Origin of the sequence: Leifsonella bigeumensis (assembly GCF_039537265.1) — a bacterium.
Lineage (GTDB): Bacteria > Actinomycetota > Actinomycetes > Actinomycetales > Microbacteriaceae > Terrimesophilobacter > Terrimesophilobacter bigeumensis.
This window is the reverse complement of sequence record NZ_BAABAE010000003.1, coordinates 836,678-859,969: the sequence shown is the minus strand read 5'-3', so window position 1 is coordinate 859,969 and position 23,292 is coordinate 836,678. Positions and strand designations below refer to the sequence as shown.

The 23,292-nt window shown below is 68.4% G+C and carries 20 protein-coding genes and 1 riboswitch; of the genes, 7 read left to right on the top strand and 13 right to left on the bottom strand.

Annotated features, from left to right (window positions below; translation table 11 throughout):
- Position 1: 1 nt before the first annotated feature.
- Genes ABD678_RS09260 through ABD678_RS09250 form a run of 3 tightly spaced genes read right to left on the bottom strand, consistent with a single transcriptional unit; the run spans position 2 to position 4,838 of the window.
- On the bottom strand, positions 2 to 1,168 hold the full coding sequence (locus ABD678_RS09260) for an acyl-CoA dehydrogenase family protein (RefSeq protein WP_344755951.1): 1,167 nt from the start codon (positions 1,166 to 1,168) through the stop codon (positions 2 to 4).
- The gene (locus tag ABD678_RS09255; protein ID WP_344755949.1) at positions 1,165 to 3,219 is read right to left on the bottom strand and encodes an acetyl/propionyl/methylcrotonyl-CoA carboxylase subunit alpha; all 2,055 of its coding nucleotides are present in this window, start codon (positions 3,217 to 3,219) and stop codon (positions 1,165 to 1,167) included. The genes ABD678_RS09260 and ABD678_RS09255 overlap by 4 nt, the downstream gene beginning before the upstream one ends.
- An 11-nt stretch (positions 3,220 to 3,230) precedes the next feature.
- Positions 3,231 to 4,838 carry a carboxyl transferase domain-containing protein gene (locus ABD678_RS09250; RefSeq protein ID WP_344755947.1) on the bottom strand — a complete coding sequence of 536 codons (1,608 nt, stop codon included), beginning with the start codon at positions 4,836 to 4,838 and terminating at the stop codon, positions 3,231 to 3,233.
- A gap of 117 nt (positions 4,839 to 4,955) precedes the next feature.
- On the opposite strand from ABD678_RS09250, the gene ABD678_RS09245 reads away from it, so the two are divergent.
- From ABD678_RS09245 to ABD678_RS09235, 3 genes are all read left to right on the top strand, one after another.
- Entirely contained in the window at positions 4,956 to 5,549 is a 594-nt protein-coding gene (locus ABD678_RS09245) for a TetR/AcrR family transcriptional regulator (protein ID WP_344755945.1), read from the top strand.
- 183 nt (positions 5,550 to 5,732) lie between these two features.
- Positions 5,733 to 7,022 carry an MFS transporter gene (locus ABD678_RS09240; protein ID WP_344755943.1) on the top strand — a complete coding sequence of 430 codons (1,290 nt, stop codon included), beginning with the start codon at positions 5,733 to 5,735 and terminating at the stop codon, positions 7,020 to 7,022.
- A 7-nt stretch (positions 7,023 to 7,029) separates the two neighbouring features.
- A riboswitch (guanidine-III (ykkC-III) riboswitch) is annotated at positions 7,030 to 7,093 on the top strand.
- A 9-nt stretch (positions 7,094 to 7,102) separates the two neighbouring features.
- Positions 7,103 to 7,429 carry a DMT family transporter gene (locus tag ABD678_RS09235; protein WP_344755941.1) on the top strand — a complete coding sequence of 109 codons (327 nt, stop codon included), beginning with the start codon at positions 7,103 to 7,105 and terminating at the stop codon, positions 7,427 to 7,429.
- Positions 7,430 to 7,462: 33 nt separating this feature from the next.
- On the opposite strand, the gene ABD678_RS09230 is transcribed toward ABD678_RS09235, so the two are convergent.
- Entirely contained in the window at positions 7,463 to 8,119 is a 657-nt protein-coding gene (locus ABD678_RS09230) for a VOC family protein (protein WP_344755939.1), read from the bottom strand.
- 77 nt (positions 8,120 to 8,196) lie between these two features.
- On the opposite strand from ABD678_RS09230, the gene ABD678_RS09225 reads away from it, so the two are divergent.
- Complete coding sequence (locus ABD678_RS09225) at positions 8,197 to 8,700, top strand: mycothiol transferase (protein ID WP_344755937.1); 504 nt, start codon at positions 8,197 to 8,199, stop codon at positions 8,698 to 8,700.
- A gap of 14 nt (positions 8,701 to 8,714) precedes the next feature.
- Here the strand turns inward: ABD678_RS09225 and ABD678_RS09220 are convergent, their stop codons facing one another.
- The 6 genes from ABD678_RS09220 to ABD678_RS09195 all read right to left on the bottom strand — a co-directional run bounded on the left by ABD678_RS09220 (position 8,715) and on the right by ABD678_RS09195 (position 17,149).
- Positions 8,715 to 9,557 (bottom strand): serine protein kinase RIO, encoded by an 843-nt coding sequence (locus ABD678_RS09220; protein WP_344755935.1) that lies wholly within the window; start codon positions 9,555 to 9,557, stop codon positions 8,715 to 8,717.
- A 264-nt stretch (positions 9,558 to 9,821) separates the two neighbouring features.
- Positions 9,822 to 11,246, bottom strand: coding sequence for a dihydrolipoamide acetyltransferase family protein (locus tag ABD678_RS09215; protein WP_344755933.1), 1,425 nt, complete (start codon positions 11,244 to 11,246; stop codon positions 9,822 to 9,824).
- Complete coding sequence (locus ABD678_RS09210) at positions 11,247 to 12,302, bottom strand: alpha-ketoacid dehydrogenase subunit beta (RefSeq protein ID WP_344755930.1); 1,056 nt, start codon at positions 12,300 to 12,302, stop codon at positions 11,247 to 11,249.
- On the bottom strand, positions 12,302 to 13,414 hold the full coding sequence (gene pdhA, locus ABD678_RS09205) for a pyruvate dehydrogenase (acetyl-transferring) E1 component subunit alpha (protein ID WP_344755928.1): 1,113 nt from the start codon (positions 13,412 to 13,414) through the stop codon (positions 12,302 to 12,304). The genes ABD678_RS09210 and pdhA overlap by 1 nt, the downstream gene beginning before the upstream one ends.
- Positions 13,415 to 13,688: 274 nt before the next feature.
- A complete protein-coding gene (locus tag ABD678_RS09200; protein ID WP_344755926.1) occupies positions 13,689 to 15,968 on the bottom strand; it encodes a polyribonucleotide nucleotidyltransferase in 2,280 nt (759 codons plus the stop codon).
- A 326-nt stretch (positions 15,969 to 16,294) separates the two neighbouring features.
- Complete coding sequence (locus ABD678_RS09195; RefSeq protein ID WP_344755924.1) at positions 16,295 to 17,149, bottom strand: LLM class flavin-dependent oxidoreductase; 855 nt, start codon at positions 17,147 to 17,149, stop codon at positions 16,295 to 16,297.
- A 111-nt stretch (positions 17,150 to 17,260) separates the two neighbouring features.
- Here ABD678_RS09195 and ABD678_RS09190 point away from each other — a divergent pair, with 111 nt between their 5' ends.
- Genes ABD678_RS09190 through ABD678_RS09180 form a run of 3 tightly spaced genes read left to right on the top strand, consistent with a single transcriptional unit; the run spans position 17,261 to position 20,165 of the window.
- A complete protein-coding gene (locus tag ABD678_RS09190) occupies positions 17,261 to 18,466 on the top strand; it encodes a Re/Si-specific NAD(P)(+) transhydrogenase subunit alpha (RefSeq protein ID WP_344755922.1) in 1,206 nt (401 codons plus the stop codon).
- Entirely contained in the window at positions 18,466 to 18,795 is a 330-nt protein-coding gene (locus ABD678_RS09185; protein ID WP_344755919.1) for an NAD(P) transhydrogenase subunit alpha part 2, read from the top strand. The genes ABD678_RS09190 and ABD678_RS09185 overlap by 1 nt, the downstream gene beginning before the upstream one ends.
- Positions 18,792 to 20,165, top strand: coding sequence for an NAD(P)(+) transhydrogenase (Re/Si-specific) subunit beta (locus ABD678_RS09180; RefSeq protein WP_344755917.1), 1,374 nt, complete (start codon positions 18,792 to 18,794; stop codon positions 20,163 to 20,165). Before ABD678_RS09185 ends, ABD678_RS09180 begins: the two co-directional genes overlap by 4 nt.
- Before the next feature lie 12 nt (positions 20,166 to 20,177).
- Here ABD678_RS09180 and ABD678_RS09175 read toward each other — a convergent pair whose 3' ends face one another.
- The 3 genes from ABD678_RS09175 to ABD678_RS09165 all read right to left on the bottom strand — a co-directional run bounded on the left by ABD678_RS09175 (position 20,178) and on the right by ABD678_RS09165 (position 23,197).
- The gene (locus ABD678_RS09175; protein ID WP_344755915.1) at positions 20,178 to 20,804 is read right to left on the bottom strand and encodes an FMN reductase; all 627 of its coding nucleotides are present in this window, start codon (positions 20,802 to 20,804) and stop codon (positions 20,178 to 20,180) included.
- Positions 20,801 to 21,943, bottom strand: a complete 1,143-nt coding sequence (locus ABD678_RS09170; RefSeq protein ID WP_344757140.1) for an LLM class flavin-dependent oxidoreductase — start codon at positions 21,941 to 21,943, stop codon at positions 20,801 to 20,803. Before ABD678_RS09170 ends, ABD678_RS09175 begins: the two co-directional genes overlap by 4 nt.
- A 168-nt stretch (positions 21,944 to 22,111) precedes the next feature.
- Positions 22,112 to 23,197, bottom strand: a complete 1,086-nt coding sequence (locus tag ABD678_RS09165; protein ID WP_344755913.1) for an LLM class flavin-dependent oxidoreductase — start codon at positions 23,195 to 23,197, stop codon at positions 22,112 to 22,114.
- Between the last annotated feature and the right edge of the window lie 95 nt (positions 23,198 to 23,292).

Below are 23,292 nucleotides of genomic sequence, written 5' to 3'. Positions count from 1 at the left end.
GCTAGCCCTCAAGCCCGAGCGAGCGGGCGATGATCATGAGCTGGACCTCGTTCGTTCCCTCGCCGATCTCGAGAATCTTCGAGTCGCGGTACTGCCGGGCGACGAGGCTCTCGTTCATGAATCCGTAGCCGCCGAAGATCTGCGTCGCATCGCGGGCGTTGAGCATCGCCGCGTCGCTTGCAACGAGCTTGGCGATGGCCGCCTCCGTCTTGAAGGGCTGGCCGGCGTCGCAACGGCGGGCGGCATCCTGCCAGGCGAGCCGCGACGTGTGCACGCGGGCCTGCATCTGCGCGATCGTGAACGCGATGAACTGGTGACTCGCGATCGGCACGCCGAACACGTTGCGCGATTTCGCGTACTTCACCGACTCCTCGACGCATCCGTCTGCCGCGCCGGTCGCGAGCGCCGCGACCGCGATGCGCCCCTCGTCGAGCGTGCGCAGGAAGTTCGCGAACCCGCGGCCCCGCTCCCCCAGCAGGTTGGCAGCCGGGACGTGCACGTCGTCGAAGGTCAGCGGGTGCGTGTCGGATGCCCGCCAGCCGACCTTGTCGTAGGACTGCTCGACGGTGAAGCCGGGCGTTCCGTGCGGCACGATGATCGTGGAGAGTTCCTTCGACACCGACCCGTCGGCACGCGTGCGCTCACCCGTCACCGCAGCGACCGAGATGAATCGCGAGATCGGAGTCCCTGAGTTGGTGATGAACTGCTTCGAGCCGTTGACAACCCACTCGTCGCCGTTGAGCACGGCCGTCGTGCGGGTGGCAGCGGCATCCGACCCCGCCTCGGCCTCGGTGAGCCCGAAGCCGGCGAGCGCCTTACCCGCGACGAGGTCGGGAAGCCACTCAGCCTTCTGCTCGTCGGTGCCATAGCGATAGATCGGCATCGCCCCGAGGCCGATCGCGGCCTCGAGGGTGATCGCGATGGACTGGTCCACCCGGGCCAGGGCTTCGATCGCAAGGCACAGGGCGAAGTAGTCGCCACCCTGCCCGCCGTATTCCTCGGGGAACGGCAGGCCGAAGAGCCCCAACTCGCCCATCTGGGCGACGACATCCATGGGCAGCTCGTGCTTCGTGTCGGCCTCGTAGGAGCGAGGGGCGACGACGGTGTCGGCGAAGTCCTTGACGAGCTCGTAGAGGTCGCGCTCCTCGTCGGTCAGGTTGTGGGTCATGATGTCTCCTCCGATGTCGTGGTCACGTCGATGCTCGCCAGCAACTGGTCGAGCTTCACCAGATCGCCGGGTTTCGCGGTGATGCTCACGACGCCGGCGACCGGTGCCACGAGCCTGTGCTCCATCTTCATGGCCTCGACCGTGACGACGGTCTGGCCCTCGTCGACCCGCTCCCCGTCGGCGACCGGGACCGAGACCACGGTGCCGGGCATGGGCGAACGGAGTTCGGGGCTCGCCGGCCTGGATTCGCGCTCGATCGCGGCGAGCTTCTCGCGGAGCTCGGCCTCGCGGTCGAGCACGCGCAGCGGCCAGCTGAAGCCGTCCCGGCCGAGCCAGAGCGTGTCGCCGTCGCGGGCGATCGCCCAGGCCATGGCCACGCCGTCGACCTCGACGACAATTTCTCCGGTCGAGTCCACCACTTCTCCGGACGTGTCCACCACTTCTCCGGTCGACCTTGTCGAGACCCGCCGAATCGTGTGCACGACATCGTCGATCGTGACCGTCTCGCCCGAGACGAGCACCTCGACCCGCTCGGTCTGGCCAGTCGCGAAGACGAAACGTCGCGGGGCCCGCACGCCGCCCGTGCGCCAGCCGGTGGCGGTGTGCCACGGGCCGCTCCCGCCCTCACTCGGTCGCACACACAGCGCCGCCGCGCACAGCAGCGCCGCATCCGGATGCCGGAACACGAGCTCGGGCAGCCTGCGCTCGATGAGCGTCGTGTCGAGGCGGCCGGCCCGGACATCCGGGTCGGCCAGGAGCGCCCGCAGATACTCGACGTTCGTGCGCACCCCCAGCACGGTCGTCGAGGCGAGCGCGCCGTCCAGTCGGGCCAGCGCCTCGGCCCGGGTGGCGCCCCACGCGATGACCTTGGCGAGCATGGGGTCGTAGTCCGGCGGGACGACGAGGCCGGGCCGCAGGGCACTGTCGACGCGCACCCCGTCACCCGTCGCCTCGCGAAGGGCGAGAACCGTTCCGGTGCTGGGCAGGAAGCCCCGCTCGGGGTCTTCGGCATACACCCGCGCCTCGACGGCGTGACCGGTCAGCGTGACGTCGTCCTGCGCGATCGTGAGGGTCTCCCCCGCGGCGATCCGCAGCTGCCAGGCGACGAGGTCGATGCCCGTCACGAGCTCCGTCACCGGATGCTCGACCTGCAGCCGCGTGTTCATCTCCATGAAGAAGAACTCGTCCGGTGCATCGTCGGAGACGAGGAACTCGACCGTGCCGGCGCCGAGGTAGCCGACGCTGCGCGCGACCGTGCAGGCGGCCTCGCCGATGCGGGCGCGGGTCTCCTCGCTCAGGAGTACCGACGGCGCCTCCTCGATGACCTTCTGGTGGCGGCGCTGCAGCGAGCACTCGCGCTCGCCCAGGTGGATCGTGTTGCCGTGCGCATCCGCAAGCAGTTGCACCTCGATGTGGCGGGGCGATGTGACGAGCCGCTCGAGCAGGAGCGTGTCATCGCCGAACGCTGCCTTCGCGACACGGCGGGCGGTCGCAAGCGCCTCGGTCAGTTCGCCGGCCTCGAAGACCGGTTGCATGCCCTTGCCTCCGCCGCCGGCCGACGGCTTGATGAGGATGGGGAAGCCGAGACCGATCGCCGCCTGCTCGAGGTCGCCCTCGCTCAGCGGTGCGCCGTCGGACCCGAGCGAGGTGACGCCCTGGATGACCGGGACGCCCGCCTTCGCGACGTGGTCTTTCGCCCGAATCTTGTCGCCCATGAGCCCGAGCGCCTCGACGCCCGGCCCGATGAAGACGATGCCGGCATCCGCGCACGCGCGCGCGAAATCCGCGTTCTCGGAGAGGAAGCCGTAGCCGGGATGGATGGCCTGCGCTCCGGTCGCTTTCGCAGCCTCCATGATCGCCGGGATGCTCAGGTAGCTCTCCTGCGCGGGCGGCGGCCCGATGCGCACGGCCGTGTCGGCCTCGGCGACGTGGCGGGCGCCGCGGTCGGCGTCGCTGTACACCGCCACCGAGCGGATGCCCAGCTCGCGCAGGGTGCGGATGACACGGCAGGCGATCTCGCCGCGGTTCGCGACGAGGACGGTGTCGAACATGGCCACGGTCGTCACATCCGGAACAGGCCGAAGCCCGGGTCGGGAAGCGGGGTGTGCGAGGCGACCTCGAGGGCGAGCCCGAGAACGGTCCGCGTGTCGGCGGGGTCGATGATGCCATCGTCCCAGAGCCTGGCGGTCGAGTAGTAGGGGCTCCCCTGCGCCTCGTACTGCTCGGCGATGGGCGCCCTGAATGCGGCCTCGTCGTCGGCCGACCACTCCTCGTCGCGGCCTTCGACCTGTTCGCGGCGGATCGTCGCGAGCACGCTCGAGGCCTGCGCGCCGCCCATGACCGAGATCCGACTGGCCGGCCACATCCACAGGAACCGCGGGCTGTATGCACGCCCGCACATCGAGTAGTTGCCTGCCCCGAACGAGCCGCCGATGACGACCGTGAACTTCGGCACCCGGGTCGTCGCGACGGCGGTGACCATCTTGGCGCCGTCTTTGGCGATGCCGCCGGCTTCGGCATCCTTGCCCACCATGAAGCCGGAGATGTTCTGCAGGAAGATGAGCGGGATGCCGCGCTGGTCGCACAGCTCGATGAAGTGCGCGCCCTTGAGCGCCGACTCGCTGAACAGGATGCCGTTGTTGGCGACGATGCCCACCGGATGCCCGTGGATATGCGCGAACCCGGTGACAAGCGTCGTCCCGTACTCGCGCTTGAACTCGTGGAACCGGCTGCCGTCGACGAGCCGGGCGATGACCTCGTGCACGTCGTACTGGCCCTGCACGTCGACCGGCACGGCGCCGTAGAGCTTGGCAGGGTCAGCATCCGGCTCACGAGATTCGATGACGTCCCACGCACCGGGGGCCGGTGCCGGAAACGTGGCGACGATGTCGCGCACGATCTGCAGGGCATGTTCATCGTTCTCGGCGAGGTGGTCGGTGACGCCGGAGGTGCGGGAGTGCAGCTCGCCGCCGCCGAGGTCCTCGGCCGAGACGATCTCGCCGATCGCGGCTTTCACGAGCGGTGGACCGCCGAGGAAGATCGTGCCCTGGTTCCGCACGATGACGGTCTCGTCGCTCATCGCCGGAACGTAGGCGCCGCCGGCGGTCGAGGAGCCGAGCACGGCCGCGATCTGCGGGATCTTGAGTCCAGACATCCGCGCCTGGTTGTAGAAGATGCGGCCGAAGTGCTCGCGGTCGGGGAAGACCTCGTCCTGCTTGGGGAGGAACGCACCACCGGAGTCGACGAGGTAGACGCACGGGAGCCGGTTCTCGAGGGCGATCTCCTGGGCCCGCAGGTGCTTCTTGACCGTCATGGGGTAATACGTGCCACCCTTGACGGTCGCGTCGTTGGCGATGACCATGACGTGCCGGCCGTGCACGAGGCCGATGCCGGCCACGAGCCCTGCGCTCGGGCTGTCGTTGCCGTAGAGGTCGTGGGCGGCGAGAGGTGCGACCTCGAGGAAGGGGCTGCCGCCGTCGAGCAGGCGTTCGACGCGGTCGCGCGGGAGGAGCTTGCCGCGCGCGACGTGGCGCTCACGGGACTTCTCGGGTCCGCCGAGGGCGGTGACCCGCAGGTGTTCGTTCAACTCCTCGACGAGGGCGCGCTGGGCCGCCTCGTTGGCCCGAAAGCTCTCGCTTGCGGTGTCGAGCGCGCTGTGCAGGGTCTCCATCGACGACTCCGAGTTGTGTCCGGCTTCTGGTACTGCTGTCGGCGGGGCTGCTTGTGGTCGCGCCCCGCTGCAACTAGGTTAGTGATCGCTAACCGATTTGTCTACAGGCGGGACCGGATGACGACGACGGAGCGACAGCCGACGACGACAGCGCGGGGCCGCGCGAAGGCCAGCAGGCGCGAGGCTCTTCTGGCCGCTGCCGCGCGCCTCTTCGCCGAGCGCGGGTACTCCGGCACCTCGATCGAGGACCTCGGCGCCGCGGCAGGCGTGAGCGGCCCCGCCCTCTACAAGCACTTCAGCGGGAAGCAGGCGATGCTCGCCGCGATCCTGCTCGACGCGAGCGAGGGGCTCTTCGCCGGCGGGCAGGACGTTCTCTCCCGTGCGACCGGAGCCGACGCGCTGCGAGCCCTCGTCGCGTTCCACGCCGACTTCGCGCTCGGCAACGCCGACGTCATCCGGGTGCAGGACCGCGACCTCGAGCAGCTCGCCGACGACGACCGCCACACCGTCCGCACGCTGCAGCGCCGCTACGTCGAGCTCTGGGTCGACGTGCTCGCGGGCCTGCATCCGGATGTCGACCGCGCCACCCTGCGCACGCGCGCCCACGCGGTCTTCGGCCTGCTCAACTCGACCCCGCACAGCGGCCTCGACCTCGATCGCACGACCCTGCGCGCCGAGCTCGAGCGCATGGCGCTCGCCGCCCTCACCTGACCTCCCCCATTCTTCTCCCGTTGAGTCGGGTCATTTTGCGGGTCAGAAGGGCGCAGCACCCGCAAAATGACCCGACTCAACGGAAGGGGGCGGGAATGGAGGGTGCGGATGCGGGGCAAAAGCGGAGCAGAAGCGGTGCGCCGGATGCGCGATCGTGACCGAGGTGCCGGGTACCCTTGGCTGGTGCCCAACGCCGCCGCCACAAAGCCTCCGCGCGATCGAGCCCCTCTGGGCACGAACTTCTGGAAGCTGCTGACCTCCTCCGGCCTCTCGAACCTCGCCGACGGCGTCTTCAAACTCGCCCTGCCGCTCGTCGCCATCCGGTACACGCAGGAGCCGGTGCTCATCGCAGGGCTCAGCCTCGTGGCATCGCTGCCCTGGCTGCTGTTCGCTCTGCAGGCCGGCGCCCTCGCCGACCGGCTGGACCGGCGGAAGATCATGCTCGCCGCCAACACTGCGCGGGCGGTCCTGCTCGCGGCGGTGGCCGCATCCGTCGCCCTCGGGGTCGAGTCGATCTGGGTGCTCTACGCCGTCGCTCTCTTCACCGGGACCGCCGAGACGCTCTACGACACCTCGGCACAATCGATCCTGCCGCAGATCGTCGGCCGCACTCAGCTCTCCCGAGCGAACGGCAGGCTCTACGCGGTCGAGATGACCGCCAACCAGTTCGTCGGCCCGCCGCTCGGCGGCATCCTCGTGGCCGCGGGGGCCGTGATCGCGTTCGCAGCACCCGCGGCCCTCTGGCTCGTCGCGGTCGGGATGCTGTTCCTCGTGCGCGGGGACTTCCGGGTGCCGCGCGACGCGCCGGCATCCATGCGCTCGGAGATCATGGTGGGCCTGCGCTTCCTCTGGCGGAACAAGGTGCTGCGCACTCTCGCCTTCATGACGGGGCTCTTCAACCTCACCTCGAGTGCCGCGTTCGCGATCTTCGTGCTCTTTGCTGCCGGTCCGGCCTCGGCGATGAAGCTCACGGATGCCCAGGTCGGCATCCTGTTCACGACGACCGCGATCGGCAGCCTGCTCGGTTCGTTCGCGGCGGAGCACATCGAGCGCGCGATCGGCCGGTCGCTCTCGCTCAGCATCGCGATCGTCGGAGGTGCCGCGCTCGTCATGACGCCCGCGTTCACGACGAACCCGTTCCTCATCGGCGCGGCATTCTTCGTCGGCGGGTTCACGGTCGTGCTGTGGAACGTCGTCGCCGTGTCGCTGCGCCAGCGCATCACGCCGGACACCCTCCTCGGCCGCGTCAACAGCGGCTACCGGCTGCTCGCCTGGGGCACCATGCCGCTCGGTGCGGCGATCGGCGGCGTGCTGGGGCAGTTCCTCGGCCTGCCGCCGGTGTTCTTCATCACCGGCATCGGAACGCTCTGCCTGCTGCTCTTCATGTTCCGGCTCACGAACGCCTCGATGGATGCTGCGGAGACCGCGGCCACCCAGGACGAGCAGGGCCAGGACAGCGCCACCACGATGTGAGAGGATCGAGGTGGCCCGATCGGGCCACCGGACGAGGGATCAGTACCCGGCTCGCGACAAGACTGGCCATGGGAGCAGTCATGTCCTGGACCATTCTCGTCATCTCCGGCATCCTCGAAGCCGTGTGGGCGACCGCGCTCGGCAAGTCGGAAGGCTTCACGAAGCTGTGGCCATCGATCGTCTTCTTCGCGGCGCTCGTGTTGAGCATGGGCGGGCTCGCACTCGCTTTGCGCGGCATCCCGACCGGAACCGGCTACGCCGTGTGGGTCGGGATCGGCGCGATGCTCACGGTCCTCTACGCCATGATCTTCGGCGGGGAGGCCACCTCGCTCGTGAAGGTTCTGCTCATCCTCGGCCTGATCGGATGCGTCGTCGGACTCAAGCTCGTCGATGGCGGCGCCGTCTAGCAGGGCTCGTGGGCGGCACGGCTCATGAAAGGTTCACTTCTCCGAGGTGCACACACAGAGCTCGTTGCCTTCCGCATCGGCGAGGACCCACCAGTCGGGGGCGTGCTCGTCGGTCACGAGCGTTCCACCGGCCTCGAGCACTGCCCGCACCCGGCCCTCGGCATCCGGAGTCGGCACGTAGACATCGAGGTGGATGCGGTTCCGGTCGGTGCGGGGCGGGTCCATGTGCTGGAACCACACGACCGGTGCCGCGCCGTTCGGGTCGACGAGCAGGGCCTCCTCCGGTGAGCCGAGGGCGTCGTAGCCGAGGCCGACCTTCCAGAAATCGCGGATCGCGGCTTCGTCGACCGTGTCGATCGCGATCGCATACTGCGCCGGTCGACGCGGTCGGATCGTGGCGCCGAGCGACTCGGCCACGTGCTGGATGGTCGCCGCGAGATCGAGGTCGCGCTCCGTCACTCCGCCGGCATCATGCGAACTGAGCTCGAGGTCCACCGTGCCGTATCCGAGACGGATATCGGGATGATGGTTCATGGCATCCGCTGCTCTCGCCACCTCGTCGACGAGTGCGGTCGCGCTCGCGAAATCGTCTGTCGCGTAGGAGCCATACAGCTTGCCGTAGAGGTGCACGAACGCGGTGCCCTCGAGGCGTTCAGCGGTGTCGGAGGAGGAGAGCGTTGAATCGTCCATGGGTCGACTGTGCACCGGTTCGCGATCCAGGGGAACCGTTGCCCAGCAGATTCACGGGCGGGTCCGAGGGAGGAATCATGAACACCGCAGCAGTGCTCGCCGACGCATTCGGCAGGATCCAGGAGGTTGTCACGAGCATCCCGCGCGGGCTCACCCCCGAGCAGCTCGCCATGAAACCCTATGCCGACGGCAACACGATCGCGTGGCTGCTCTGGCACCTCACGCGCATCCAGGACGACCATCTCGCCGGGGCCTCCGGCATCGAGCAACGCTGGACGGCCGAGGGGTGGTTCGAGCGGTTCGCGCTGCCGTTCTCGGTCGCAGCGACGGGATATGGACACGGCCCGGATGATGTGGCGGCGGTTCGCGTGGACGCCGAGCTGCTGGTCGGCTACCACGCCTCGGTCTCCGACCACACGATCACCTGGGTCGAGCAACTCTCGGATGCCGACCTCGACCGCATCGTCGACGAGTCCTGGGACCCGCCGGTGTCGCTCGGAGTCCGTCTGGTGAGCGTCATCTCCGACGATCTGCAGCACGCGGGGCAGGCCGCCTACCTCCGCGGGATGCTTCTCGCCTGAACCGAAACGGCAGGCTAACGCGCCCCGAACGCGTAACCCAGCAGGTCCGCGAAGAGCTCCTCCGCGTCGCACGCGACACGGTGCCGGGCGAACCAGTCGCAGACGTTCACGCAGTCGCGATGCAACAGGTCCAGCCCCTGCGGATTGGCGACGACATCGACGATCTGCGGCAGGTCGATCACCCGCACGCGTCCCTCGTGCACGAGAAGGTTGTACGCCGACAGGTCACCGTGAGCGACGCCGGCAGTCGCGAAGACACGCATGATGTCGACGACCTGCGCGAACAGCTCCTCGAGAACGTCGCGGTCATCGCGCGCCTGCGACAGGCGCGGGGCGGCCACCGATCCCGTTCCGATGAATTCCATGAGGATCTCGGTGCCACTCACCTGCACCGGGTACGGGACGGGCGCGCCGGCCTGCCACATCCGGCACAGCGCGTCGAACTCGGCGAGCGACCACCGTGCCGCCGCGACCTCACGGCCGAAGGCGGACTTCTTCGCCACCGCACGGCCCTCGCGGGAGTCCTTGCCACGGCGGCCCTCGGTGTAGATACTCGAGCGATGGAAGTCGCTGCGCTCGGCCGTGCGGTAGCGCTTGGCCGCGAGCAGCACACTCTGCGACGGGTCGCCCGGCACCGCGCGCTCGAGGAGGAACACGTCGGCCTCCTTGCCGGTCTTGAGGATGCCGAGCTCGGTGTCGAATGCGCCGGCGCTCGTGACGAGCCAGTCCGGCCACGGTTTCGGACCGCGTTCGGATGGGGTGGTCGCCGGCCAGGTGGTCCAGCGTTGGTCTTCGCCCGGCTCGCCCTCGGCAAACGAGAGGACGACGTCGAAGGGTGAGGAAAGTGATTCGTTCACGGTGTGACTCCAGGTCGGAGGCCACACACGGAACTAGAGGGCTGTGGCCTCGAAGGGAAGATGGTCGGCGAGAGAGCGCGCGACAATGACTGTCTTCATGACGGTGCTCCTCTCTCTGACAGCTCTCCAGGGCGATCCCGGCGCGGTCGAGTGTAGCATCCAGCTTCCACTCGACTCGGGTCATTCTGCGGGTACCGAATGGACTCAACCCGCAGTATGACCCGAGTCAAGGTGAGTTCAAGGCCCGGTCGGGGATCGCGGAGCTCAGACCATCGTGAGGAGCACAGCGGGGTTCGCGAGGATTGCACCGACGTCGGCGAGGAACCTGCTCCCCTGCTCTCCGTCGACCAGGCGGTGATCGAACGAGACGCTCAGGGTGAGCACCTGCCGCAGCGCCACCTCGTCGCGGAACTCCCACGGCATCCGCTTCACCGTGCCGAGCGCCAGGATCATCGCCTCACCCGGGTTCAGGATGGGGGTGCCGGCGTCGATGCCGAACGACCCGATGTTGGTGATCGAGATCGTGCCGCCCGAGAGCTCCGCCGGGCTGGAGGTTCCCGATTTCGCGGTTTCGACGAGGCCGGAGAGAGCGTCGGCGAGCCCTGCGAGGTCGAGCGAGTCGGCATCCTTGATGTTCGGCACCATGAGACCGCGCGGGGTCGCCGCAGCGATACCCAGGTTCACGTAGTGGTACTGGATGATCTCCTGGGCCTGCTCGTCCCAGCGCGTGTTGACGGAGGGGTTGCGTCCGACTGCGATGCACAGCGCCTTCGCGACGACCGTGAGCAGGTTGAGGCGCTTGCCGCGGAACGCCGCGGACTCCTTGAGGGTGGCGATGAGCTCCATGGTCGGCGTGACGTCGATCGTGAGGAACTCGCTCGCGTGCGGCGCGGTGAACGCGCTCTGCACCATCGCTGCGGCCGTGTGCTTGCGGACGCCGTGGATGCGGGTGCGGGTCTCGCGCTCGCCGGGCGCGGCTGCCTTGACACCGGTTCCGCTCCCTGAGGAGCCGGCCTCGCCGGCGTCACGAAGGGAGCCTGCCGATGCTGCGGCCTCGACGTCTTCGCGAACGATGAGCCCGTTCTTCCCGGTTCCCGTGACCATGGCCAGGTCGATGCCCAGGTCGCGAGCCAGTTTGCGGACGGGTGGGGTGGAGCGGGGGGTCTCGGCAGGCTCGACCGGAGAAGTGGGAGGCTCGACCGGAGAACTGGGAGGCTCGACCCGGGAAGTGGGCGGCGGAACCACCTCGACCTTCGCCTGAGGGTCGGGCGCCGGTGCCGCAGGTTGCGACGCTCCCTTGCGAGCACGCCGCGCGGGGCGGTTGCCGCCCTCGACGGGCGGGCCGTAGCCGACGAGCACCGGTTCGCGCTCGGTCTTGGCGCCGACGGTGGCGCCGGCATCCGTGTTCGCTGCGGCATCCGGAGCGACATCGGCCTCGCCACCGGCACCCTCGAGCTCGAACGCGACGATCGGTGCACCTACGAGCACGGTCGTGCCCTCTTCCGCGTAGAGCTTGCGGATGATGCCGGCGAACGGCGACGGCAACTCGACGAGCGCCTTGGCGGTCTCCACCTCGGCGAGCGGCTGGTTGAGCTCGACCGTGTCACCGACGGCGACGTGCCAGCTCACGAGCTCCGACTCGGTGAGGCCCTCCCCGAGGTCGGGCAGGGCGAAGTCCTTGAGCGCCATCTAGTTCTCCCAGTCGCTCTGCGAATTGGCACGGCCGAGCACGCGGTCGACGGCATCCATGAGGCGGTCGAGATCCGGGAGGAAATGCTCCTCGAGGGCTGCCGGCGGGTACGGGGTGTCGAAGCCGGTCACTCGTGCGGGCGCGGCCTCGAGCCAGTTGAAGCAGCGCTCGGTGATGCTCGCCGCCACCTCCGCACCGATGCCGCCGCTCTGCGCGGCCTCGTGCGTCACGATGAGCCGACCGGTCTTGCGCACGGATGCCTCGACCGTCTCGAAGTCGATGGGCGAGAGTGAGCGCAGGTCGATGAGCTCGATCGAGACGCCGTTGTCCGCAGCGGCGAGCACGGCATCCTTCGCGGTCGCGACGAGCGGACCGTACGCGACGAGGGTGACGTCCGAGCCGGAGGACACGACGCGCGCCTTCCCGAGCGGGAGCACCTCGGCGGGCTCGAGGTCGAGGTCGCCCTTCGACCAGTAGCGGCGCTTGGGCTCGAAGAACATGACCGGGTCGTCGCTCGCGATCGCCTGGCGGAGCATGTCGTAGGCGTCCTGCGGATTCGAGCAGCTTACGACGCGAAGCCCCGCGGTGTGGGCGAAGTAGGCCTCCGGCGACTCGGAGTGGTGCTCGACCGAGCCGATCCCGCCGCCGAACGGCACGCGGATCGTGATGGGCATCCGCACGAGGCCGCGCGAACGGTAGTGCAGCTTGGCGACCTGGGCGACGATCTGGTCGAACCCGGGGTAGATGAACCCGTCGAACTGGATCTCGGCGACCGGGCGGTAGCCGCGCATCGCGAGCCCCACCGCCATGCCGATGATGCCGGCTTCGGCGAGCGGGGTGTCCATGACCCGGTCGGTGCCGAACTCGGCCTGCAGGCCATCCGTCACCCGGAAGACGCCGCCGAGCTTGCCGATGTCCTCACCGAGCAGGACGACCTTCTCGTCGTCCTGCAGGGCGCGCTTCAGCCCCGCCGTGATCGACTTCGCGAGGGTTAACTGCGTGGTCGCGGCCTGCGTGGTCGCGGTGTCGGTTGCGGTCTCGGTTGCGGTCGCCATCACTCGCCTCCCTCGAAGGCCGCGAGATAGGCGGCGTACTGGGCGCGCTGGCGCTCGAGCACCGGGTTCGTCTCGACCTGAACGTTGTCGAAGAGGCTCATCGGCTCGGGCTTCGGCATGTCGATGCATCCGGCCCGGAACTCCGCCGCGACGCTATCCGCCTTCGCGTTGACCCTGGCCCGCAGCTCCTCGGTCATCGCACCGCGCGACTCGAGGTACTTCTCGAGCCGGGCGATCGGGTCCTTCGCCTTCCACTCGGCGAGTTCCTCCGCCGAGCGATAACGCGTGGGGTCATCGGATGTCGTGTGCGGCCCCATCCGGTACGTCACGGCTTCGATGTACGTCGGTCCGCCGCCCGTGTGGGCGCGGTCGAGCGCCACCCGGGTTGCGGCCATGACCGCGAGCACGTCGTTGCCGTCGACGCGCATGCTCGGGATGCCGAAGCCCGGCGCGCGCTCGGAGATGTGCTGCTTGGACTGAAGTTCGACGGGCTCGGAGATCGCCCAGTGGTTGTTCTGGCAGAAGAAGACCACCGGAGCGTGGTAGGTGGCGGCGAAGATCATTGCTTCGTTGGTGTCGCCCTGGCTCGTCGCCCCGTCGCCGAAGTAGGTGATCGCGGCGGAGTCCGCGCCATCCTTCATGATGCCGACCGCGTAGCCGACCGCGTGGAGCGTCTGCGCGCCGATGATGACGGCGGGGATCGCCATCCGGTGCTCCTGGGGGTCCCAGGAGCCGTGCGCGTAGCCGCGCCATACCCGAACGAGGTCGTCGAGGGCGACGCCCCGGCAGTAGGCGACACCGTTCTCGCGGTAACTGGGCATGATGAAGTCGTCATCGCGCAGGGCGCGGGCGGAGCCGATCTGGGCGGCCTCCTGGCCGAGCAGCGGCGGCCACAGGGCGAGTTGGCCCTGGCGCTGCAGGGCGGTCGCCTCGACGTCGATGCGTCGCACGACGACCATGTCCTCGTACAGGCCGGCGAGTTGTTCGTCAGTGACGTCGGCGACCCACGGGTCGAAGGTCGGGTTCGCGTGACGCTCGCCTTCGGGCGTCACCAGTTGGACGTAGTCCTCCTGGCCGAGGAGGTCTGCCTCCGCGGCGTCGGGGTTTGACACGGTTGTACGCAACACTTCACGCCTTCCTTCGGAATTCCTCGGCGGGTGAGCCTGAATCCACTCCAGAGAGACTGCCGACCTTGTGGGGGCATGCCTCACGCCCGTCCTCGTCGCCGGGCTACTAGCGAGGTTACGCAGATCGGGCGGGCAATGACAACTACGCGCGCCGGATCATGACAATCGAAGGGGCCCACCCGCATCGCGGATGAGCCCCTCGTCAGTTGGGTGCCCCTTCGTGACGCCGACTTCGTCGGCTCCTCAGGGAACGGTGACCCTAGCCCTCGGCGGGCGCCTCCGGGCCGGTGGACGCGGCGGCAGAGCTGTCGGTGTCCGCCGACTCGGGGGTCTCCTCGACCGGGGCGAGCGAGAGCTTTCCGCGGTCGTCGATCTTGGTGATCTCCACCTGGATCTTCTGGCCGACCGAGAGCACGTCCTCGACGTTCTCCACCCGCTTGCCTCCGGCGAGCTTGCGCACCTCGGAGATGTGCAACAGGCCGTCCTTGCCCGGGGTGAGCGAGACGAACGCACCGAACGTGGCGATCTTGACGACGGTTCCGAGGAACCGCTCACCGACCTCCGGGTTCAGCGGGTTCGCGATCGCGTTGACCGCGGCACGCGCAGCCTCCGCCGACGGACCGTCGACGGCGCCGATGTACACCGTGCCGTCATCCTCGATCGAGATGTCCGCCCCCGTGTCGTCCTGGATCTGGTTGATCGTCTTGCCCTTCGGGCCGATCAGCTCACCGATCTTGTCGATCGGGATCTGCACGCTGATGACGCGCGGCGCCGTCGGCGCCATCTCGTCAGGCGCGTCGATCGCGGCGTTGATGACGGCGAGGATCGCGGTGCGAGCCTCCTTCGCCTGCTTGAGCGCGCCATCCAGAACCGACGACGGGATGCCGTCGAGCTTCGTGTCCAGCTGGATCGCCGTCACGAACTCGCTCGTCCCGGCGACCTTGAAGTCCATGTCGCCGAGGGCATCCTCCGCGCCCAGGATGTCGGTGAGCGCCGCGTAACGGGTCTCACCGTCGACCGTGTCGGAGACGAGGCCCATCGCGATGCCGGCGACCGGCGCGCGCAGCGGCACACCGGCGTTGAGCAGCGACAGCGTCGACGCGCACACCGAACCCATGGACGTCGAACCGTTGGAGCCGAGAGCCTCGGACACCTGGCGGATCGCGTACGGGAACTCCTCACGGCCCGGCAGCACCGGAACGAGGGCGCGCTCGGCGAGGAAGCCGTGCCCGATCTCGCGGCGCTTCGGGCTGCCCACTCGACCGGTCTCACCGGTCGAGTACGGCGGGAAGTTGTAGTGGTGCAGGTAGCGCTTCTTGGTGACCGGCGCGAGCGAGTCGATCTGCTGCTCCATCTTGAGCATGTTGAGCGTCGTGACCCCGAGGATCTGCGTCTCACCGCGCTGGAAGATGGCCGAGCCGTGAACGCGCGGGATGACCTGCACTTCGGCGTCGAGCGGGCGGATGTCCGCCAGCCCACGACCGTCCATGCGGATGCCCTCGGTGAGGATGCGACCACGCACGACCTTCTTGGTGACCGACTTGTAGGCGGCGCTCACCTGGCCGTTTGCGGCATCCGGCAGCTCACCGGCCTCGACCTTCGCGGCGATGGCCTCCTTGACGCGAGCCTTGAGCTCGTCGTCAGCGTTCTGGCGCTCGACCTTGCCTGCGATCTGGTAGACGGATGCCAGGTCGGTCTCGGCGAGCGCGGCGACGGCGTCGTAAGTGGCCTGGTCGTACGGGAGGAAGACCGGGTAGTCCTGGATCTCCTTCGACGCCTGCGCGGCCATGGCTGCCTGCGCCTTGACGAGCTGGGCGAGGAACGGCTTGGCGGCCTCGAGACCCTGGGCCACGATCTCCTCGTTCGGCTTGGTGGCGCCGGCCTTGATGAGGTCCCACGAGTGCTCGGTGGCCTCGGCCTCGACCATCATGATCGCGACGTCTTCCTTGCCGTTCTTGTCCGTGACGATGCGACCGGCGACGGTGAGGTCGAAGACCGCATCCGCCAGCTGCTCGTACTTCGGGAACGCGACCCACTGGTCGCCGATGAGAGCCATCCGGATGCCCGCGATCGGGCCGCTGAACGGCAGGCCCGAGATCTGGGTGGATGCGCTGGCCGCGTTGATCGCGAGCGCGTCGTAGAACTCGCCCGGCGCGATGCTCAGCACGGTGATGACGATCTGGACCTCGTTGCGCAGGCCGTCGACGAACGACGGGCGCAGCGGGCGGTCGATGAGACGGCAGACCAGGATGGCCTCCGTCGACGGGCGACCCTCGCGGCGGAAGAAGCTGCCGGGGATCTTGCCTGCCGCGTAGGAGCGCTCCTCGACATCCACCGTGAGCGGGAAGAAGTCGAAGTTGTCCTTGGGCTGCTTGCTGGCGCTCGTGGCGCTCAGCAGCATCGTGTCCTCGTCGAGGTAGGCAGCAACGGCACCCTGTGCCTGCTGCGCGAGGCGACCGGTCTCGAAACGGACCGTGCGCTTGCCGAACTTGCCGTTATCGAGAACGGCTTCGGCGAATTTGATTTCTGGACCCTCCATGTGGGGGCTTTCTCCTTTGCTGGTGCCGTGCCCCCGTGTGGGGCGCGGCGCGTACGCCGGAGCAGAGTCAAGGCAGTCAGGGGCGCGCTGCGATTGCGCACGGGCGCCGGTTCTGGCCAACAGTAGAAATACACCGTGCGAGACGGGATACCACCACCGGTGACCAGCATCTTGCCAGCCTGCTCCGCAGCCGATCAGATGTCTGAATCAGCCTCGAAGAGTCTACCAGCAGCGGGCCTCGCGGCCTAGCGCCGCGCCGCCCTCCGTTTGTGCTCACTTTTCGTCGGCATCCGCGCGTCGGAGCGCCAAAAAGTGAGCACAAACGGTCAGCGGCGGATGAGCTCGACCTGTGCACGCACGGCGGGTATGACTTCCGCGGCGAAGCGCTCCATCGTCGCGGCGTCGTCGCCGGCCAGGATGAACCCGCTCGTGCCGTGGTCGACGGCGAGTTCGACGAGCCGGTCGACCGTCGCATCCGCTGCGCCGATGTTGAGCCAGCGCCGGATGTCCGCAGGGCTCCGCCCCGCCTGCTCGGCCCCCTCATCGATCAGCGTGTTCATACGTGCGAAGGCATCGAGGCTCTCCAGGTAGCCGAAGGAGGGCAGCCAGCCGTCGGCGGCGCGGCCGGTGAGCCGCAGCATCCGGGGCTTGTATGCCCCGATCGAGATGCCGATCGGATGCGGGCTCGCCGGCCCGCGGCGCGCTCCCGTGAGGCTGTAGTACTCGCCGTCGACATCCGCGCGGCCGGGCTCGTCAACGGCCCACAGTGCCCGGATGACCCGGATGGCCTCCTCGAGCGCGTCGACGGCCTGGCCACCCGTGAGTCGACGACCGCCGAATCCCTCGATGGCATCCCAGAATCCGCCGGCGCCGAGCCCCAGCTCGAACCGGCCTCCGCTCAGCTGGTCGATCGTGACCGAGGCGCGCGCGAGCACGGCGGGCAACCGAAGCGGCAGGTTCGACACGTTCGCGGAGAGGTGGATGCGTTCGGTACGGGCCGCCACGAAGGCGAGCAGGCTCCAGGCATCGAGGAGCGCCGGCTGGTAGGGGTGGTCCTGGAACGTCACGAGGTCGAAACCGAGCCGATCGCTCAGCACCGCGAGCTCGACGACGTGCTGCGGATTCGCCGACGTCGGCGTGATGAAAGTCCCGAACTGAAGTTCCTGCCCGTAGTCGGCCATGCTTCTCCCCGCTCTCCCCTGCTCCAACCCTGCCTCATTGTCGGGCATTCCCCCTGCACTCGACGAGGTCTCACACTCGCTACGCTGGAACCATCCCGAAAGGAGCCGCCGGTGCGAGTTGGTGTCACGCGAGAACTACGAGCTGGGGAGCGGAGGGTCGCGGCAACACCGGAGACGGTTCAGCAGCTCGCGTCCCTTGGCCTCGACGTCATCGTCGAGAAAGGTGCCGGCGTCGAATCCGGTTATTCGGATGCCGCCTACCAGGAGGCCGGCGCGACGATCGCCGCGAAGCTCGCCCTCGGGACGCTCGACGTTCTCGTCCACGTGCGTCCGCTGAGCCCGGCCACCGCGAAGGCGCTCAAGAAGGGTGCCGTCACGATCGGGCTCGCATCGCCGTCGACGGAGCTGCCAACGATATCCGCGCTGGCCAGCGGAAAGGTCACCGCGTTCGCCCTCGAACTCATCCCGCGCATCTCCCGCGCCCAGTCGATGGATGCGCTGAGTTCTCAGGCCCTCGTCTCCGGCTACCGCGCGGTCATCGAGGCCGTCATGCGCTACCCGCGCTTCTTCCCCCTCTACATGACCGCGGCAGGAACGATTCCCCCCGCGAAAGTCCTCGTGCTCGGGGCCGGTGTCGCCGGTTTGCAGGCGATCGGGACGGCCAAGCGCCTGGGCGCGCGCGTCTCGGCCAACGACATCCGCGCCGCCTCCGCCGATGAAGTCCGTTCGATGGGCGGCACGTTCATCAATCTCGACCTCGACACAGCAGCCGAAGGCACCGGCGGCTACGCAAAAGAACTCGCCGAGGACCGCGCCAAGCGCCAGCGCGACCTGCTCGCCCCGCACATCGCCGCATCGGATGTCCTCATCACGACGGCGGCGATCCCCGGCCGGGCGGCTCCGCTCCTCGTCACGACCGACATGGTCAAGGGGATGCGGGCCGGATCCGTCGTCATCGATCTCGCCGCGGAGTCCGGCGGGAACGTCGAGGGCGTCGTCGCCGGCAAGGACACCCCGGTGCCCGTCGCCGGTGGAACCGTGACCCTCGTCGGGCTGCAGGATGCCCCTTCCGCGATCCCCTCGGACGCCTCCCGGCTGTACGCCAAGAACGTCGCCAACCTGCTCGCACTCATGACCGCGGAGGGAACGGTCTCCCCCGACTACTCCGACGAGGTCGTCGCCGGCGCCTGTCTCACGCGTGACGGCACGGTCGTGCACGAGCCGACCGCCCAGGCCCTCGCCGATGCGAAACCGACCAAGCCTGCGAAAGCTACTGGCACCGTGAAACCCGCCACCACCAGGAAGGGAGCCAAGTGATGGATGCCATCACCCTTCTCACCGTCGTCGTGCTCGCCGTCTTCGTCGGCTTCGAAGTCGTCTCCAAGGTCACGAGCAAGCTCCACACGCCCCTCATGTCGGGTGCGAACGCGATCCACGGCATCATCCTCGTCGGAGCGATCATCGTCGCCGGGCAGACGAGCGACCCCTGGCTCCTCGCCGTCGCGATCGTCGCGGTCGTCCTGGCCACCGCGAACATGGTCGGCGGCTTCGTCGTGACCGACCGGATGCTCGAGATGTTCCGAGGGAAGAAACCCGCCAAGGCTGACGCCCCCGCCGGCAGCAGCACCGAGGAGGTCGCGAAGTGAGCATCCTCACCCCCGAGTGGACTGCGCTCCTCTACCTCGTCTCCGCCGTGTGCTTCATCCTCGCTCTCAAGGGCCTTTCGTCGCCGCGCCATGCCCGCCGGGGTAACCTCATCGGCTCGGCCGGTGCGCTCCTGGCCGTCGTCACCGTGTTCCTCTCGGTGAAGCTCGAGAACATCCCGCTCATTCTCGCAGCCATCGCCGTCGGGTCCGCGATCGCGGTCCCCATCGCCCGCAGGGTGCAGATGACGCAGATGCCGCAACTCGTGGGCGGGTTCAACGGCGTCGGCGGCGGCGCCGCGGCGCTCGTCGCGGTGCTCGAGCTCGGCCACACCGACGACCCGTGGGTGCGCATCGCGATCGTCTTCACGATGCTCATCGGCGCGATCTCGTTCTCCGGTTCGGCGATCACCGTCCTGAAGCTGCAGGAGCTCATGACGACGAGGCCCGTGCTGTTCCCCGGCCTCCGCTGGATCATGTCGATCGCGGTCCTCGCGTCGGTCGCGGCGGCTGTACTCGTCGTCGTGACAGGCTCCTGGATCTGGGCCGTCGCACTCCTCATCCTCGGCCTCGGGGTCGGTGTGCTGCTCGTGCTGCCGGTGGGCGGCGCGGATGTCCCGATCGTCATCTCGCTGCTCAACGCGTTCACCGGTATCGCCGTCGCCGCGAGCGGCATCGTGTTGGAGAACGTCCTGCTCGTCGTGGCCGGAACACTCGTCGGCGCGAGCGGAACCATCCTGACCATGGCCATGGCGAAGGCCATGGGTCGCGGCGTCACCGGCATCCTGTTCGGCGCGTTCAAGGGCGGTTCGACCGCGGGGTCGACCGAGTTGAGCGACCGGCCGGTGCGATCGAGCTCGGCCGAGGACGTCGCCGTGCAGCTCGGGTATGCCCAGAACGTCGTCATCGTTCCCGGCTACGGCCTCGCCGTCGCGCAGGGCCAGCACACGATCGCCGAACTGGCCACGGCGCTCGAGGACCGCGGAGTGCATGTCGTGTTCGGCATCCATCCGGTCGCGGGGCGCATGCCCGGTCACATGAACGTACTGCTCGCGGAGGCGAACGTCCCCTACGAGTCACTCAAGGAGCTCGGCGAGGTGAACCCCGAGTTCAAGTCCACGGATGTCGTGCTCGTCGTCGGCGCGAACGATGTCGTGAACCCGGCAGCGAAGTCGACGCCGGGATCGCCGATCTACGGGATGCCCATTCTCGAGGTCGGAGACGCGAACCAGATCGTGTTCCTCAAGCGCTCGATGCGCCCGGGGTTCGCGGGGATCGAGAACGAGCTGCTCTACGACCCGAAGACCGAGCTGCTGTTCGGGGACGCCAAGGACTCGCTCTCGCAGGTGCTCGCGGCCGTCAAGGCGCTGTAAGGGGCTTCCGCGTCAGTCGATCACATACGAGCCGGTCGGGCTGAAGCCCGTGTCGAGCTCGAAGGGGTCGCGCACCTGGCCAGACCGGTTGGATGCCGCCACGAGCGAGGCGAACTCCCCTGCCGCCCGCTCCACCCGGCTCTGCAGGGTCGCGACCCGGTCGCCGCTGTCGCCCCAGTCCGCCGACGCGGCGAACACTCCGGTCGGCACGACGACGGCGTGCAGGTAGGTGAAGAGGGGCCGCAGGGCGTAGTCGAGTACGAGGGAGTGCCGCGGGGTTCCCGCGGTCGCGCCGATCAGCACCGGTACGCCGTTCAGGGACTGCGGGTCGATGACATCGAAGAAGGACTTGAACAACCCGTTGTAGCTCGTCGTGAAGACCGGGGTCACCGCGATGAGGCCGTCGGCGGTCGCGACCTTCTCGATGACCTCCTCGAGCTTCGGGCTCGGGAAGCCGGTGAGCAGGTTGTTGGTCACGTCGATGGCCGTGTCGCGCAGCTCGAAAGTGTCGACGGTGGTCTCGATCCCCTGTTCGGTGAGTCTCTCGACCGTCGCCGTGGTGATGCGGTCGGCGAGCATCCGGGTCGACGACGGCTTGGCGAGCCCCGCCGACACGACCGCTATCCTGCGGTTCGTCATGATCCGACCTCCATCAGTTCTACGTCATCGGCCGACTTCTCTGCGGCCTTCTCGACGAGTGCCGCGGCGGCCGCTGCCGCCTTCAGGTTCTCGTGCGTCGGCGCATCCGGGACTCCGGCGGGCCGGTTCTTCGCGAACTCCTCACGCAGGACCGGGACGACCTCACCACCCAGAATATCGAGCTGCTCGAGCACGGTCTTGAGCGGCAGGCCTGCGTGGTCCATGAGCCACAGCTGGCGCTGGTAGTCACCCGCGTACTCGCGGAAGCCGAGCGTGCGGTCGATGACCTGCTGCGGGCTGCCCACGGTGAGCGGGGTCTGCGCCGTGAAGTCCTCGAGGCTCGGGCCGTTGCCGTACACCGGTGCCTCGTTGAAGTACGGGCGGAACTCGTCGACCGCATCCTGTGAATTCTTGCGCATGAACACCTGCCCGCCGAGACCCACGATAGCCTGTGCCGCCGTGCCGTGCCCGTAGTGCTCGAAGCGCTGGCGGTAGTAGCCGATCATCTTCGCGGTGTGCTCCGCCGGCCAGAAGATGTGGTTCGAGAAGAAGCCGTCGCCGTAGTAGGCGGCCTGCTCGGCGATCTCGGGGCTGCGGATGCTGCCGTGCCAGACGAACGGCGGCACGCCACCCAGCGGCCGCGGGGTGGACTGGAAGCCCTGCAGCGGGGTGCGGAACTGGCCGCTCCAGTCGACGTACTCCTCCCGCCACAGCCGGCGCAGGAGCGCGTACTTCTCGAGCGCAAGCGGGATGCCCTGGCGGATGTCCTCGCCGAACCAGGGGTAGACCGGGCCGGTGTTGCCGCGGCCGAGGGTGAGGTCCATGCGGCCGCCGGAGAGGTGCTGCAGCATCGCATACTCCTCGGCGATGCGCACCGGGTCGTTGGTCGTGATGAGTGTCGTCGCGGTCGAGAGGATGAGCTTCTCGGTCTTCGCGGCGAGCCAGCTGTTGATCGCGACGGGGCTCGACGGCATGAACGGCGGGTTGTGGTGCTCCCCCATGGCGAAGACGTCGAGGCCGACCTCTTCCGCGTGCTGGGCGATCGTGAGCACGTCCTGCAGGCGCGAGGCGTCGGTCGGCTCCTCGCCGGTCACCGGGTTGCGCGTGATGTCCCCGACGCTGAAGATCCCGAACTGCATGGCCTTCTTCGTGTCCTGTGGCTGTGTCGCTGCCTGTGTCATCGTCATTCCCAAAGTCTATTCGTTTGCATGGATAACGGTGTCAACAGCGACTGTCACCACACTATTCCCGGAAACCCTCCCCACATTTCGCGCCCGCATTTCGCGCCCGCATTTCGTACCCACAGCTCACGGTTGGAGCGTTCCTGCGAGCAGTTCGAGCGTGCGCACCCTCCCCGGCGCAGTCCGCGGGTCATCTCCGGCCGAGGCGCCGGCGCCGGGCGAGACCATGACCTCGTCGACGCCGAACTGCGCCGCGAGCGAGCGGATGCGGTCCACTGCAGGCTCCGGCGCGTCCACGACCCATCGTTCCAACATCCGGTCGATCTGCCCCTGGAGGGCCGGGCTCAGGTCTGCGGATGCGGCGGCGGCATCCTCGACGGTGATCTGCGGGCCGAGCGGCAGGCCGCTGCGCAGGCGAGCCATCTGCTGCAGTTGCGGGAGCGCGAGCGCCTTCGCCTCCTCAGCGGTGTCGGCGACGACCGCGTTGACGGTGAGGAAGGTGCGGGGCGCTGCGAGCTCTTCGGAGGCGGTGAACCCGCTGCGGTACAGTTCGAGCGCCTGCGCGGTGCCCTCGCCGGAGAAGTGGTGGGCGAAGACGTACGGCAGGCCGAGGCTCGCGGCCAGTCTCGCGGAGTAATCGCTCGATCCGAGAAGCCACACCGGCGGTGCGCCGGCCGCCTGCGGGGTCGCCCTGACGACATAGGTCTGAGCGGCATGGCCCTGGGCGGCCTGCTCGCGGCCGCCGATCCGCAGGGTCGCGCCATCCGGGTTCAGCAGCATCCGGATGTCCTGCACGTTGTTCGGGAACTCGTCCACGTCGCTCGTCGCACCGCTCGAACGCAGGAGCGCCGTGATGACGGGGTCGCTGCCTGGTGCACGGCCGATGCCGAGATCGATGCGCCCGGGGAATGCCGCCTCGAGCGCCGCGAACTGTTCGGCGATCACGAGCGGCGAGTGGTTCGGGAGCATGACGCCGCCCGACCCGACCCGGATGCGGCTGGTGCGGGCTGCGAGGATGCCGATGAGCACGGGCGGGTTGGTGGCGGCGACGGCCGGCATGTTGTGATGCTCGGCCACCCAGTAGCGCTCGTAGCCGAGTTCGTCGGCGCGCACGGCGAGCTCGATGGAGGCGGCGAGGGCATCCGCTGTCGACTGCTCTGTGCGCACCGGCACGAGGTCGAGCACGGACAGTTTCAGTGGCGTTGCGGTCATGAAGTGAACAAACCCCTACTCAGCAGGTGGCGGGCAGAATATTCGTCTTATCAATTGATTGATGTGGCGGCACTATCCCACTACTATTCTCTCAA